This window comes from Photobacterium sanguinicancri, from assembly GCF_024346675.1.
GTDB classification, from domain to species: Bacteria; Pseudomonadota; Gammaproteobacteria; order Enterobacterales; family Vibrionaceae; genus Photobacterium; species Photobacterium sanguinicancri.
The window spans coordinates 369,142-382,234 of sequence record NZ_AP024850.1; the positions used below are offsets into that span (position 1 = coordinate 369,142).

Sequence of the window (13,093 nt, forward strand, 5' to 3'; positions counted from 1 at the left end):
GTCGTGCTTATTTCTTATTCGAGTTTAACTGGGCGGGCTGCAAGATAGTGGTTACACGTTTCTTATCGCCACTTTGTGCTGCCAGTTTTTGTTCATCGATTTTGTAAGTGATCACTTTACCGCGGATCTCACTGCCATCTTGGATCAGCAGTGCTTCATTGGTCATCTTCAAAAATTCAGTGGCGGTAAGGTAGCGCATTTCTAACGACTCACCATCAATAGGCTTGCCGTCATCCATGATTTGATGGAAGGTTGCAGGCTTACCATAGGCATCAATCACCTCTTGGCCTTCTTGCCCTTTAGGTCGTGTTACCACAACTTTATCGGCACGAATATCGATACTGCCTTGGCGTAAAATTACATTACCCGTGAAGGTCACGATATTGTTTTGAATATCGAGATTTTGCGTATCCGAATCAATGTAAATTGGTTGCTCGGTATCGTCACTCAGTGCCCAGCTCGATGTACTGATACAAAGGCAAAGTAGGGTACTAATTTTGAATAGATTCATATCTACCTTTCACGTTGTTGAGTAGGGTCGCAACACTGCGATCCATGTTCCCCGTCATACCGTCGCCTTCGTTAATAAAAGCATCGCCCGTCATTACGACGTGGTCAGGGGTATCAAAATCTTTGCTGACAAGATCAATACGCAGGTTGTCGGTTTGGATTACTTTCAGGGTTGAGTCTGGCAGTAAATTAAAAATCCGAACATTGCCTTTCATATATAAAATCTGGTCTTGATCGAGTGTTGCATCATTAGAGCTAATACGCCACTCAGTTTCTGTGCCTTCTCGAAAGAGCCACAACACTGGTTTGACGAAATCAGTGTCACCACTTTTCTTAAAGTGCTCAAGATACTCAGAATCGACTTGATAACTGCGAATACCTGTTTCGGTATGTGAGGTGCTCGTAACGATACTGCCCGTAAAGATAGGCTTTTCATCGTCAGGTTTAACTTGAACATCACCTTGCCAGTAGTCATTAATCAAGTAAAAGCCAGCCGATACACACACTATAAAAGCGAGTGTATAGAGTAGCTTATGTAAGTTCATATGCTTAAGCCTTTATGTTTATCCAGTTCACCTTTTGCTTCAAGGATCAGATCACAAACTTCGCGTACTGCGCCATAGCCACCTTGAATGCGTGTAATGAAATCAGCACGCTGTGCGAGTAATGGGTGACCGTCGGCAACACATACGGATAGACCGACTTTTTCCATCACTGGCCAATCAATCAGATCATCACCAATGTATGCCGTGTGTTCTGGGGCGATATTCAGATTATTGTGAATATCGGCGTAAGCAGCCAGCTTGTTATCTTGCCCTTGGTAGACGTGTTTGATGCCCAAGGCTGACATGCGGTTTTCAACAATGGCGGATTTACGGCCTGTGATAATTGCGATTTCAACGCCAGCGCCCATCAATGACTTAATGCCATAACCGTCACGTGTATGGAAGGTTTTTAATTCCTCGCCATCGTTACCCATGTAAATACGGCCATCGGAAAACACACCATCGACATCACAAATCAGTAAGCGAATCTGTTTCGCTTGCTGGTATACGTTTTGACAGACAGGACCATAAATAGTTTCGATTGTTGCCATTACATAACCCCTGCTTTTAGTAGGTCATGCATGTTTAAAGCGCCCACTAAGCGGTTATCTTCAGTGACAAGCAAGCCATTAATCTTCCTATCTTCCATCACTTTTAATCCTTCAGCGGCCAATATATTTGGCGAAATAGTTGAAGGGTTGCGTGTCATCACATCACCGATACTGGTGTTATGGATGTCGACACGGTTATCGAGTAAACGGCGCAGATCGCCATCAGTAAAAATACCCGTTAGCATTTGGCTATTATCGATGATCGCTGTCATCCCTAAGCCTTTGCGAGAGACTTCAAGTAGGGCATCTTTAATTGTGGCTTCTTCATTAACGATAGGCAGTAAGTCACCTTTGTGCATAACATCGCTAATACGCATTAACAGTTTGCGACCTAGCGCACCACCTGGGTGAGAAAGCGCGAAATCGTCAGCTGTAAAACCGCGCGCTTCCATTATTGCAATCGCTAGCGCATCGCCCATAACTAATGTCGCGGTGGTGCTAGAGGTGGGTGCTAAGTTTAATGGGCATGCTTCTTTCTCTACGGTAATTTGCAAGTGGATCTGAGCAAATTTCGCCATGCTTGATTCTGGCTTACCTGTCATGCTGATAAGCGGGATACCAAGGCGTTTGATCACGGGTAATAACGCCATGATCTCAGACGCTTCACCTGAGTTTGATATCGCTAATACCACATCGTCTTTTTTGATCATACCAAGATCACCATGGCTCGCTTCGCCTGGGTGAACAAAGAAGGCTGGAGTACCCGTGCTTGCAAACGTTGCGGCTATCTTGTTACCAATGTGGCCGGATTTACCCATGCCCATGACAATAACCTTGCCTTTGCATTGGCAAATAAGCTCACACGCAGCGGCAAATTCGCTATTAACATACTGCTGAATGTTTTGCAGGGCTGCGATTTCAGTTTCCATTACTTTGCGACCATGGGCGCAAAAATCAAACATGTGCGACATCATTTACTCTCCGTTAACCTGCAACATTATAAAACAGATATCCCTGATAGGCGATAAAGCAGCAGAGAAGTATACCACCTTCTATACGGTTGATTCGGCGACGTTTTCCAAGTGCCATCAGCATTAATAAGACAGAAACGGCTAGCATCACGTAGAAGTCACGACCCATCGCGAGTGGACTTAATACCGATGGGTTTAATAAACCAGGGATACCCATAACCGCCAGAATGTTGAAAACGTTAGAGCCGATGATATTACCCACCGCCATATCATCTTCACCTTTGAAGATACTCGCGATAGACGCTGCTAGTTCTGGCAAGCTGGTACCAATTGCGATGATGGTTAAGCCGATCACTAGATCGCTCATGCCATAGTATTTGGCAATAGTCACCGCAGATTCAACCACCATATCTGAAGAGTAAAGCAGCAGCACTAGGCCAATGACAATCCAAACACCTGCCGCGGTGTTACTGACACCGTCGGGGATTTCTGATTCTTGTTCATCAGCCAGCGCATCGCCTTCTACTTTTGCTTTTTGGCTGATTTTAAACATCGCGAACAAGAAAAGGACAAACAATATAACCAGCAGTACACCTTCATGGAAGCCTAAGTGACTATCCCAGAGCAAAGCACCCGCAACCAGCGTAACGCCCAGCATTAGAGGTAATTCACGGCGAATAATGCCGGAACTGATACTCAGTGGTTTGATAATGGCAGTGAGACCGATGATAAGGGCAATATTGGCAATATTAGAGCCAAGTACGTTGCCTACAGCTGTATCTGTTTTTCCCGCGAGAGCTGCAGTTGCTGATACCATCATTTCAGGGGCTGACGATCCCATGGCAAGGATGGTCATACCGATGATCAGCGGTGCAACGCCAAAGTTTTTAGCGAGCGCAGCAGCACCAAAAACGAGGCGGTCTGCACTCCACACCAGAAGAGTTAAACCGATACAAAGTAAGACAATGGCTTCAAGCATTGTTATCCCTTTCTAATTCAAATTAATTGTGAACATTAGTTAAGAGGACAATTTTGACGTTTAGCAACTCAAAAGGGAAGGATAAACGCAGTGAATTTAGCGTGATTATCTAAAGCTTTCGGTGAAGACGTTGAAAACCTACCGCATTGTTGTGCCTGAATGAATAGGCTTAGAGGGAAGTGATTGCTCACAATTAGAGGGATATTCGATTGTTTTGACCTAAGCTTTGCGAGGAAATAACGGAAAACTGACAGTTATTTTCTTGAGTTGCATGTATTATCTTTATTATTATCTGTCGCTTAGCTCATTTATCTGCTTATTGTGAACCTCGTGAATCGACAGAATCAGGGTATTGCACCAGAGAATAACCAACAGGAATGTTATGGGGCCAACTAACTCGCTTGTTACAATTAATAACATGACTTTCATGCGTGGTGAACGCCGAATTTTCGACAATGTCTGTATTGAGGTGCCCAAAGGGAAGATTACCGCCATTATGGGGCCATCAGGCATAGGTAAAACGACTTTATTACGCTTAATTGGTGGACAGTTAGCGCCTGATAGCGGCGAGGTTTGGTTTGATGGTCACAATATTCCGACATTGAACCGCAAAACGTTATACCAAGTTCGAAAGCGCATGAGTATGTTGTTTCAGTCTGGTGCGTTGTTCACTGATATGACGGTATTCGACAATATTGCCTTTCCGCTACGTGAGCATACTGATTTACCTGAAGACTTGTTACGTACATTGGTGCTCTTGAAATTGGAAGCTGTGGGCTTACGGGGTGCTGCCCAGTTGATGCCAAATGAGTTATCCGGCGGGATGGCGAGACGGGCTGCGTTAGCCCGTGCAATTGCATTAGACCCTGAATTGATCATGTATGACGAACCGTTTGTTGGCCAAGACCCGATTACCATGGGAGTATTGGTTAAATTAATCCGCGACATGAATCAAGCTCTGGGTGTTACTGCTGTTATCGTATCGCACGATGTCCCCGAAGTGATGAGTATTGCTGACAAAGTGTATTTACTCTCGGGTGGGAAAATTATTGGCAGTGGTAGTCCTGACGAACTACGCGCAAACCAAGATCCTCAGATTCGTCAGTTTCTTGATGGGGATGCCGACGGCCCAGTGCCGTTTCAGTATCCAGCTCAGCCGTTGGCTGATGATCTTTTTTCTTCTCAATCCTAAGCGGTATTAAACATGGAATGGATTCGCCGTCTCGGACGATTCACCTTAGATAAATGTACGGCGATAGGGCGAGCAACCTTGATGTTGTTCGGCGCGATATGCTGTAAGCCGCAGCCGAAAAAAATGTGGCCGTTGTTATTGGCTCAATTGTATTCAGTGGGTGTGCGTTCGATTGCTATTATTTTGGTTTCGGGTTTGTTCATTGGCATGGTTTTAAGCTTACAAGGCTATATCGTGCTAGTGGATTTCGGTGCAGAAACCAGCCTTGGTCAAATGGTCGCTTTGTCGTTATTACGTGAACTGGGTCCGGTGGTGACAGCATTATTGTTTGCTGGTCGAGCGGGCTCGGCATTAACGGCTGAAATTGGGTTAATGAAAACCACAGAACAACTCTCCAGTATGGAAATGATGGCGGTCGATCCACTACGTAGGGTTATTGCTCCACGTTTTTGGGCGGGTGTTATTTCTATGCCGCTGCTCGCGATGATGTTTGCTGCCATTGGTATATGGGGTGGACAGCTCGTTGGGGTCGACTGGAAAGGGATCGACTATGGTAGTTTTTGGTCGGTAATGCAGTCGTCGGTTGAATTGGGGTATGACATTGGTAATAGCATTATCAAGTCGGTCTTTTTCGCAATAACCGTGACATGGATTGCCGTATTTAATGGGTACGATGCAGTACCCACTTCAGAAGGAATTAGTCAGGCAACAACCCGCACTGTGGTGAATTCATCCTTGGCGGTATTGGGGCTAGACTTTGTACTGACCGCGCTTATGTTTGGGAATTAACAGATGCAGCAGACAAAAAAAACAGAATTATGGGTAGGTTCATTTGTATTAATGGGCATTATTGCTTTGTTAATCCTTATCTTTCAGGTTGCTGATGTGAAAAATATTGGCAGTCGAGATACGTACAGTTTGAGTGCGCACTTCGACAATATTGGCGGTTTGAAAGTTCGTTCACCGATCAAAGTTGGCGGTGTCACTGTTGGTCAAGTAAGCAGTATCACATTAGACGGCGAAAGCTATGTACCTGTCGTCGAATTGACGATTGATAAGCAATTTGGTTACTTCCCCGAAACGAGCTCAGCTGCCATTTTAACGTCAGGGTTACTGGGGGAACAATATGTGGGTATTAGCCCTGGGTTTGTTGATGATGATATTGAAATGCTAGGTAATGGCGATTTGATTGAAGATACAAAATCCGCGCTAGTATTAGAAGATATGATCGGTCAGGTGCTCTATAGCATCGGCGGTGATCAGAAATAGTGCGAGCGACATTGCGTAGATCAGAGAGGGAACAAAAAATGATACGATCTTTTATGATCAGTGTGTTGGGTGTAATACTGACATTAACCAGCGCAATAGCGGCACCAGTGGTTGATAAAACGGACCCATATACAATGATGGCTGCAGTTTCGACCACCATGTTTGATCGCTTGAAAGCTGAGCAGGCCACGATAGCGCAAAACCCAGAACATTTGCGCGTGGTAGTACAGCAAGAGCTTTTACCGTATGTAAATAGTCGTTACGCTGCGTATAAAGTACTCGGTCCTCAACTAAAGAAAACGACGAAAGAACAACGTAACGCGTTTGTTGATGCGTTTACTGATTACTTAGTGGCATCTTACGCTCAAGTGCTTACGCAATATTCTGATCAAAATATTCAAATTGAGCCTGCCAAAGCGGTTCCAGCGGATCGCAGTATTGTGTCGGTACGGGTTGATATTATCGATAAGCAACGTCCACCGATTCGATTGGACTTTAAAATGCGTAAGAATAAGAAAACCAATGAGTGGCAAGGGTACGACATGGTGGCGGAAGGTGTCAGCATGATCTCGACCAAACAAAGTGAGTGGAGTGGCCAATTACGCACCGAAGGTGTAGACGCGGTAACTAACACGCTGAAAACATTAGCAGCGAAGCCTATTCGCCGTGAAACAGATAAGTAATGGCCATGTCGAGTGCTAATACTGAAGTAAAATGGCAAATGATCTCTGATGGTCATTATTGCTTGTCAGGTCGCTTAGAACATGACACAGTCTCGACATTTTGGCGACAAAGAGAAGAGTGGGTACCCCAACAATTGGCGGTCACACTTGATTTGTCAGCACTTGAGCGAGTTGATTCTGCTGGTATGGTAATGCTGTTGCATCTATGCCAATACATCGAACAATCTGGTGGTCAATTGACGCTATGTAAGATGCCTGAACAACTTAGCACTTTGCTTCGCCTAAGCCATGTGGATTCATTATTCGCTGCCAATATCGCCTGAGCAGCAAAGAGGATAGATTGTGGAAATCTCTGAAATTAAAAAACTTCTTGAAAATGCCTTAGAACTTGATGAAGTCATCGTTAAGGGTGAAGGTAGTCACTACGAAGTGATTGCTGTTGGCGCGATGTTCGATGGTATGAACCGCGTGAAAAAACAACAGGCCATCTACGCACCGCTAATGGCACAAATTTCTGCTAACGAAATTCATGCGTTAAGCATTAAAACATACACGCCAGCAGAATGGGCGCGTGATAAAAAATTGATGTCGCTGTAGAGGTTATGATGCAGAAGTTTCGAATCCAGGGCGGTGGCCCATTAAGTGGCGAAGTCTCCATTTCTGGTGCTAAGAATGCAGCATTGCCTATTTTGTTTTCTGCGCTATTAGCAGAAGGCCCTGTTGAAGTAGCGAACGTGCCTAAATTGCGCGATATCGATACGACAATGGAACTGCTGACCCGTTTAGGTGCAAAAGTATCGCGTAATGGTTCTGTCCACGTTGATGCTAGCGGTGTAAATGAGTTTTGTGCTCCGTATGATTTAGTAAAAACCATGCGCGCTTCTATTTGGGCGTTAGGTCCATTGGTGGCACGTTTTGGTAAAGGCCAAGTTTCATTGCCTGGTGGTTGTGCGATTGGTGCGCGTCCTGTTGATCTTCATATCAGCGGCCTTGAGCAACTTGGCGCAAGCATTACGCTTGAAGAAGGTTATGTTAAAGCCAGCGTTGATGGTCGCCTGAAAGGTGCTCACATCGTTATGGATAAAGTCAGTGTTGGCGCAACAGTGACTATCATGTCTGCGGCAACCTTAGCTGAAGGCACAACGGTCATTGAGAACGCTGCGCGTGAACCAGAGATTGTTGATACAGCTGATTTCTTGAATGCATTGGGCGCGAAAGTGACGGGTGCAGGTACAGATACCATCACGATTGAAGGTGTTGAGCGTTTAGGTGGCGGTTATCACCGTGTGGTTCCTGATCGCATTGAAACGGGTACTTTCTTGGTTGCAGCAGCGGTATCTGGTGGCAAGATCATGTGTCGTAATACGCGTCCGTCTTTGATGGAAGCTGCGTTAGCGAAACTAGAAGAAGCTGGTGCTTCGGTTGAAACCGGAGAAGATTGGATCAGTCTGGACATGACAGATCGTGAGTTGAAAGCGGTAAACATTCGCACGGCACCACACCCAGGTTTTCCGACAGATATGCAAGCACAGTTCTCGTTGCTAAACCTTGTTGCTAAAGGCACTGGTATTATCACTGAAACGATTTTTGAAAACCGTTTCATGCACATTCCTGAGCTTATTCGTATGGGTGCGCATGCCGAGATTGAAGGTAACACGGTTATCTGTGGTGACACCGACGGTCTTAGTGGCGCTCAAGTGATGGCGACAGATTTACGTGCATCAGCAAGCCTTGTGATTGCGGGTAGCATTGCAGAAGGCGAGACAATTGTGGATCGTATTTACCACATCGATCGTGGTTACGAACACATTGAAGAAAAATTCAGTGGCTTAGGTATGAGCATCGAACGTATCGATGGTTAATCTTTAGTACTGTATTGAACAAAAAGCCTCGCTATTGCGAGGCTTTTTGTTTCGGGTGTTTATTGAGAAAGTTACTCTGTCGGGTCATCACCGATTAAAACATCAATAAAGACCGGTTCACCGTTACGTAACACTTTTACTTTCGCTGTGGTACCTGGACGTAAATCCGTGACAATATCTTGAACATTACGTTTACCGGTCACCGGTTTATCGTTGATCTCTAAGATGATGTCTTGTGTTTTAAAGCCAGCTCGTTGCGCAGGACCATTCGGATCCATTCCCATGACTATTACGCCATTGATCTGCTCTGCATCGTAAAGGCGTGCCATCACTGGGTTTATTTCACGGCCATCAATACCGATATAGCCACGAATAACGCGACCATCTGCAATGAGTTTCTCCATGATCTTATGAGTGAGCTCATAAGGGATGGCAAAGGAGATGCCATAGGTTTCAATATCGGTTGCTTGTTGAAATGAGGCGGTATTGATCCCCACTAACTCACCGCGCGTATTTACTAACGCGCCGCCGGAGTTACCGTTATTAATGGCAGCATCGGTTTGTAGGAAATCTTGGCGACCGTAGAAACTCATGCCTGAACGTCCCGTTGCCGAGATAATCCCATAAGTGGTCGTTTGGCCTAGGTTATAGGGGTTACCTATAGCCAGCACAACATCACCTACGGCAGGGTTGTATTCTGCATTGGTTGGAATAACAGGTAAGTTTTCAGCTTGGACCTTCAATACGGCTAAATCTGTACGGCGGTCTTTACCGATTAATTGGGCGGTAAATAGACGACCATCTTGAAGTGCGACAATAACCTGGTCAGCTTCAGCAACCACATGGTAATTGGTAACAATATAACCTTTATCGCTCATGATAACGCCAGAGCCTAAGCCTTGGGTACTGAGCTTAAGTTGTGCTTCTGCGTTATAACGACGGTTATAAATATTGACGACAGCTGGTGAAGCCCGACGTACCGCATAGTTAAAAGAAAGCTGTGCCGCATTAACAGGTTTAGCCTCTGAAAGGCTTACAGAAGGGGTAAACATCTGCGTACGTAAGCTAGGGATGGCCACAAGCAAGGCGATGGCAGTGATAACCCCAAGGGCTATCGATCGTGTAATAAATGCCAGCATCAAGGCTCCCAGAACTTAACATATTGATAGTAATGGCAGTGAGAATAGCACTCTCAAGCCTTTACCAACAAGTATTGATGTACGTGAGCTTGAGTGCAAAACAATAAATAAAACCGCGAGTTGAAAAAAGCATAATCCCTTAAGGAATAACTTTTTAAAACACCGCGGTTTGACGATTGTTTTATTGCGTCTTTTTTTAGTTCTCGGTTAGCGGATCACAAGATAAAGCACTGCTTCATCGCGTTGGATTTCTAATGCCAGCACATTGGGTTGATCTTCAAGTGCTTTACGCAGTTCACCGAGATTTTTTATTGGCGAGCGGTTCAGGCCAATAATGATATCGCCTTTTTCCAGTCCGTAGCGCGCAGCCATAGAGCGCTCTTCTAGGTTAGTGACTTTCACGCCCTTAACACCATCGCTGCTGGTGGTGTTAGCAAACTCAGCACCCGCTAACCCTTTGTGCAAGTTATCGGCTTTTACTTTAGTTTGCGCTGATTCGTGGAGAGTGACGTTAAACTCTTTTTTCTTGCCGTCACGCACGACGCCTAATTTCACTGTTTTACCCGCCCCTAAGGTGGCAATTTTTGCGCGAAGTTCGCCAAAGGTGCGGATAGCTTTACCGTTGATCGAAGTAATAATATCGCCCGCTTTAAGCCCCGCTTCGTGTGCGGCAGAATCTGGCATGACTTGGCTAACGAAAGCACCGTGATTGGTTTCATAACCAAAGGCTTCAGCCAGTTCATTATTTAGCTCTCCACCCTGTACACCCAGTACGCCACGTTTCACTTCACCGAATTCTAAAATTTGTTCGCTGAGGTTTTTCACCATATTGGCGGGGATGGCAAAGCCGATACCGACGTTGCCGCCATTAGGGCCAAGAATAGCGGTGTTGATACCAATTAACTCTCCGTTGAGATTGACCAGTGCACCACCTGAGTTACCGCTGTTGATAGCGGCATCGGTTTGGATGAAGTTCTCAAAGTTTTCAATGTTAAGGCCGCTTCGACCGAGTGCTGATATGATGCCCGAGGTCACCGTTTGGCCTAGGCCGAACGGGTTACCAATTGCGACCGCAAAATCGCCAACACGAAGGCCGTCAGAATCTGCGATTTTTATCTCTGTAAGGTTGTCTGCGGTCTCAAGTTTGAGTAGGGCAATGTCAGACATTTTATCGCTACCGATAAGTTCAGCGCTGACTTCACGACCATCAAATAACTGCACCATGATTTTATCGGCGCCATCGATAACGTGGTGATTCGTGACTATGTAGCCTTTTTGAGCATCAACGATCACACCTGAGCCTAAACCACGGAAGGGCTGCTCTTGAACTTGCTCGGCAGGAAAGTCTGGGCCAAAGAAAAAGCGGAATGATTCAGGTACACGCTGTCGCGAGACGTGCTTACCTTCGATTGCAATACTCACAACGGCAGGGGTCACTTGCTCAAGCATGGGCGCAAGGCTTGGAACCTGTTGATTATTTACAGAGAGAGGTAATGCCGCCGTTGCTGTAATAGGGGCAATAACTGAACTGATACCTAATGCTAATACACTGAAAGCAAGCAAAGGTTTTTTCATTATGAATACTCCGATTTTACAAGTGTTTGTATGACTCACTATCCGGCGCGAAAGTTCAAAAAAATAGCACCTAAGGATAAATTACTGACGTATTTTATTACCTTGGTGCTAGTTATTTATTGTCTTTATTTTAGCTTGCTTTTGGGGCTTCGACGATTTCTTCAGGTTTGTCTTTTAGTAGCCCTGTCGCGCCATTGGCGTAGTCACGAGGTTGATCGGTGACATCATCGGTTGCATTGTTTTTCACTGATTCCAGTGTGCTAATACGATGGGCAAATGGGTTATCTTGTGCGGGTAGGTTTGGCATAAGCTCAGTAGATGTCTTAGCCATATGCTCGTAAAGTTTGCTGTAGTCTTTTGCAATGTTATCAAGCAAGTCAGCACTGCGAGCAAAGTGATCAACTAGCTCTTGGCGGTACTGTTCCAATTCGTACTTTGATTTGTCGAGATCTTTTTGAAGCTCTTTTTGCTGTTTTAAGCTTTTATTGCCTAAACGGGCTGCGAATACCCCAACAATCGCACCTGCAGCAAAAATAAGCAGCGCATAAATCCAAGCCATGAAAAAACTCCTTGTGACTGAATTAAAAACTAGGTCAATGCCTGTGTATTAACTATACATGCACTCATTCGGGCATGATACTATTCGTTGTTAAAGATGGAATGCTTTTAGGTCTCAATACGGATGACACCACTCGAACAATACCAGCGTGACTTACAACGGGAAGACTTCTTTGCCGATGAGGCTCAGGCCAACGCGGTTGCCCACCTTGACGGTTTGTACCATCGCATGTTGGCCCCTAAACCCGAAGTGAAAACTTCGTTCTTCGAACGTTTATTTAAGCGTGATCACACCCCATCGTTCCAACCTGAACAAGGCCTGTATTTCTGGGGTGGTGTTGGGCGAGGGAAAACCTACCTCGTTGATACTTTCTTTGAATGTTTGCCCACAGAACGTAAAACCCGTATGCATTTCCATCGGTTTATGCACCGAGTTCATCATGAATTACAGCTGCTGGCTGGGCAGAGCGACCCCCTTGAAAAGGTAGCTGATACCTTTAAAAAAGAAACCGACATCATTTGCTTCGACGAGTTTTTTGTTTCAGATATCACCGATGCAATGTTGTTAGGTACCTTGTTTGAGGCCTTATTCGCCCGAGGAATCACGCTTGTCGCAACGTCCAATATTCCGCCGGATGACTTGTACCGAAATGGTTTACAGCGCGCGCGTTTTTTACCTGCCATCGCGTTAATTAATCAGCATTGCCAAGTAGTGAATGTAGACTCTGGAGTGGATTACCGTTTACGGACATTAGAGCAGGCTGAAATCTATCATTATCCACTTGATGCCGTTGCTGAACGTAATCTTCGCCAATACTTTGAGCAGCTATCTGTTGAGCCTCGCCATCATAATGGCGCCATTACAGTGAACAACCGTGAGGTAATGACTGAGCAAGAGGCCGACGGTATTGTCCATTTTTCCTTTTCCACCCTATGCCAATCAGCGCGTAGCCAAAATGATTATATGGAATTGGCACAGGTCTACCATACCGTCTTGTTGTCTAATGTATTGGTGATGAAAGAAGACGACAATGATTCAGCTCGACGCTTTATTGCGATGGTGGATGAGTTTTACGAACGTAATGTGAAATTAATTATGTCAGGCCAAGTTGAAATGGAGCGCCTGTATGTCGGGGAGCGGCTTCAATTTGAATTTAAGCGCTGTTGCTCTCGGCTGATTGAAATGCAAAGCCACGACTATTTAGCGAAACCACATCAACTGTAGTGGTATTTAATCATTAGAGAACGAATGATTGTTT

General features: G+C 45.3%; 16 protein-coding genes. 8 read left to right on the forward strand and 8 right to left on the reverse strand.

What is annotated here, in order from left to right:
- Positions 1 to 7: 7 nt before the first annotated feature.
- Genes lptA through OCU87_RS01785 form a run of 5 tightly spaced genes read right to left on the reverse strand, consistent with a single transcriptional unit; the run spans position 8 to position 3,556 of the window.
- On the reverse strand, positions 8 to 511 hold the full coding sequence (gene lptA, locus OCU87_RS01765; RefSeq protein WP_261857733.1) for a lipopolysaccharide transport periplasmic protein LptA: 504 nt from the start codon (positions 509 to 511) through the stop codon (positions 8 to 10).
- Complete coding sequence (lptC, locus tag OCU87_RS01770) at positions 492 to 1,055, reverse strand: LPS export ABC transporter periplasmic protein LptC (RefSeq protein ID WP_062689612.1); 564 nt, start codon at positions 1,053 to 1,055, stop codon at positions 492 to 494. The genes lptA and lptC overlap by 20 nt, the downstream gene beginning before the upstream one ends.
- Complete coding sequence (gene kdsC, locus OCU87_RS01775) at positions 1,052 to 1,606, reverse strand: 3-deoxy-manno-octulosonate-8-phosphatase KdsC (RefSeq protein ID WP_062689613.1); 555 nt, start codon at positions 1,604 to 1,606, stop codon at positions 1,052 to 1,054. Before kdsC ends, lptC begins: the two co-directional genes overlap by 4 nt.
- Positions 1,606 to 2,577 carry an arabinose-5-phosphate isomerase KdsD gene (gene kdsD / locus OCU87_RS01780; protein ID WP_062689729.1) on the reverse strand — a complete coding sequence of 324 codons (972 nt, stop codon included), beginning with the start codon at positions 2,575 to 2,577 and terminating at the stop codon, positions 1,606 to 1,608. The genes kdsC and kdsD overlap by 1 nt, the downstream gene beginning before the upstream one ends.
- 13 nt (positions 2,578 to 2,590) lie before the next feature.
- A complete protein-coding gene (locus OCU87_RS01785; RefSeq protein WP_062689615.1) occupies positions 2,591 to 3,556 on the reverse strand; it encodes a calcium/sodium antiporter in 966 nt (321 codons plus the stop codon).
- A gap of 382 nt (positions 3,557 to 3,938) precedes the next feature.
- Between OCU87_RS01785 and mlaF the strand changes: the two genes are divergently transcribed.
- Genes mlaF through murA form a run of 7 tightly spaced genes read left to right on the forward strand, consistent with a single transcriptional unit; the run spans position 3,939 to position 8,562 of the window.
- A complete protein-coding gene (mlaF, locus tag OCU87_RS01790) occupies positions 3,939 to 4,748 on the forward strand; it encodes a phospholipid ABC transporter ATP-binding protein MlaF (protein ID WP_094955666.1) in 810 nt (269 codons plus the stop codon).
- A 12-nt stretch (positions 4,749 to 4,760) separates the two neighbouring features.
- Complete coding sequence (gene mlaE, locus OCU87_RS01795) at positions 4,761 to 5,537, forward strand: lipid asymmetry maintenance ABC transporter permease subunit MlaE (protein WP_062689617.1); 777 nt, start codon at positions 4,761 to 4,763, stop codon at positions 5,535 to 5,537.
- 3 nt (positions 5,538 to 5,540) lie between these two features.
- Positions 5,541 to 6,017, forward strand: coding sequence for an outer membrane lipid asymmetry maintenance protein MlaD (gene mlaD / locus OCU87_RS01800; protein ID WP_062689619.1), 477 nt, complete (start codon positions 5,541 to 5,543; stop codon positions 6,015 to 6,017).
- Between the two features lie 53 nt (positions 6,018 to 6,070).
- Entirely contained in the window at positions 6,071 to 6,700 is a 630-nt protein-coding gene (gene mlaC / locus OCU87_RS01805; RefSeq protein WP_157072590.1) for a phospholipid-binding protein MlaC, read from the forward strand.
- Between the two features lie 5 nt (positions 6,701 to 6,705).
- On the forward strand, positions 6,706 to 7,023 hold the full coding sequence (locus tag OCU87_RS01810) for an STAS domain-containing protein (protein ID WP_062689731.1): 318 nt from the start codon (positions 6,706 to 6,708) through the stop codon (positions 7,021 to 7,023).
- Positions 7,024 to 7,042: 19 nt separating this feature from the next.
- A complete protein-coding gene (gene ibaG, locus OCU87_RS01815) occupies positions 7,043 to 7,297 on the forward strand; it encodes a BolA family iron metabolism protein IbaG (protein ID WP_062689622.1) in 255 nt (84 codons plus the stop codon).
- 8 nt (positions 7,298 to 7,305) lie between these two features.
- Positions 7,306 to 8,562 carry a UDP-N-acetylglucosamine 1-carboxyvinyltransferase gene (murA, locus tag OCU87_RS01820; protein ID WP_062689624.1) on the forward strand — a complete coding sequence of 419 codons (1,257 nt, stop codon included), beginning with the start codon at positions 7,306 to 7,308 and terminating at the stop codon, positions 8,560 to 8,562.
- Between the two features lie 71 nt (positions 8,563 to 8,633).
- Here the strand turns inward: murA and degS are convergent, their stop codons facing one another.
- From degS to zapG, 3 genes are all read right to left on the reverse strand, one after another.
- Complete coding sequence (degS, locus tag OCU87_RS01825; protein WP_261857734.1) at positions 8,634 to 9,701, reverse strand: outer membrane-stress sensor serine endopeptidase DegS; 1,068 nt, start codon at positions 9,699 to 9,701, stop codon at positions 8,634 to 8,636.
- Positions 9,702 to 9,908: 207 nt separating this feature from the next.
- Positions 9,909 to 11,276: a Do family serine endopeptidase gene (locus tag OCU87_RS01830; protein ID WP_062689626.1), complete on the reverse strand. Its 1,368-nt coding sequence runs from the start codon at positions 11,274 to 11,276 to the stop codon at positions 9,909 to 9,911.
- 130 nt (positions 11,277 to 11,406) lie between these two features.
- Positions 11,407 to 11,835, reverse strand: a complete 429-nt coding sequence (gene zapG, locus OCU87_RS01835; protein WP_062689627.1) for a Z-ring associated protein ZapG — start codon at positions 11,833 to 11,835, stop codon at positions 11,407 to 11,409.
- 123 nt (positions 11,836 to 11,958) lie between these two features.
- Between zapG and zapE the strand changes: the two genes are divergently transcribed.
- Positions 11,959 to 13,059, forward strand: coding sequence for a cell division protein ZapE (zapE, locus tag OCU87_RS01840; protein ID WP_062689629.1), 1,101 nt, complete (start codon positions 11,959 to 11,961; stop codon positions 13,057 to 13,059).
- The last annotated feature ends 34 nt before the right edge of the window (positions 13,060 to 13,093 follow it).

Excerpts from the sequence above, each read along its gene's own strand:
- degS (WP_261857734.1), bottom strand. The coding sequence starts at position 9,701 with ATGCTGGCATTTATTACACGATCGATAGCCCTTGGGGTTATCACTGCC.
- zapG (WP_062689627.1), bottom strand. The coding sequence starts at position 11,835 with ATGGCTTGGATTTATGCGCTGCTTATTTTTGCTGCAGGTGCGATTGTT.
- lptC (WP_062689612.1), bottom strand. The coding sequence starts at position 1,055 with ATGAACTTACATAAGCTACTCTATACACTCGCTTTTATAGTGTGTGTA.
- OCU87_RS01810 (WP_062689731.1), top strand. The coding sequence starts at position 6,706 with ATGTCGAGTGCTAATACTGAAGTAAAATGGCAAATGATCTCTGATGGT.
- OCU87_RS01830 (WP_062689626.1), bottom strand. The coding sequence starts at position 11,276 with ATGAAAAAACCTTTGCTTGCTTTCAGTGTATTAGCATTAGGTATCAGT.
- murA (WP_062689624.1), top strand. The coding sequence starts at position 7,306 with ATGCAGAAGTTTCGAATCCAGGGCGGTGGCCCATTAAGTGGCGAAGTC.
- lptA (WP_261857733.1), bottom strand. The coding sequence starts at position 511 with ATGAATCTATTCAAAATTAGTACCCTACTTTGCCTTTGTATCAGTACA.
- OCU87_RS01785 (WP_062689615.1), bottom strand. The coding sequence starts at position 3,556 with ATGCTTGAAGCCATTGTCTTACTTTGTATCGGTTTAACTCTTCTGGTG.
- kdsC (WP_062689613.1), bottom strand. The coding sequence starts at position 1,606 with ATGGCAACAATCGAAACTATTTATGGTCCTGTCTGTCAAAACGTATAC.
- mlaF (WP_094955666.1), top strand. The coding sequence starts at position 3,939 with ATGGGGCCAACTAACTCGCTTGTTACAATTAATAACATGACTTTCATG.
- mlaC (WP_157072590.1), top strand. The coding sequence starts at position 6,071 with ATGATCAGTGTGTTGGGTGTAATACTGACATTAACCAGCGCAATAGCG.
- zapE (WP_062689629.1), top strand. The coding sequence starts at position 11,959 with ATGACACCACTCGAACAATACCAGCGTGACTTACAACGGGAAGACTTC.
- mlaE (WP_062689617.1), top strand. The coding sequence starts at position 4,761 with ATGGAATGGATTCGCCGTCTCGGACGATTCACCTTAGATAAATGTACG.
- kdsD (WP_062689729.1), bottom strand. The coding sequence starts at position 2,577 with ATGTCGCACATGTTTGATTTTTGCGCCCATGGTCGCAAAGTAATGGAA.
- mlaD (WP_062689619.1), top strand. The coding sequence starts at position 5,541 with ATGCAGCAGACAAAAAAAACAGAATTATGGGTAGGTTCATTTGTATTA.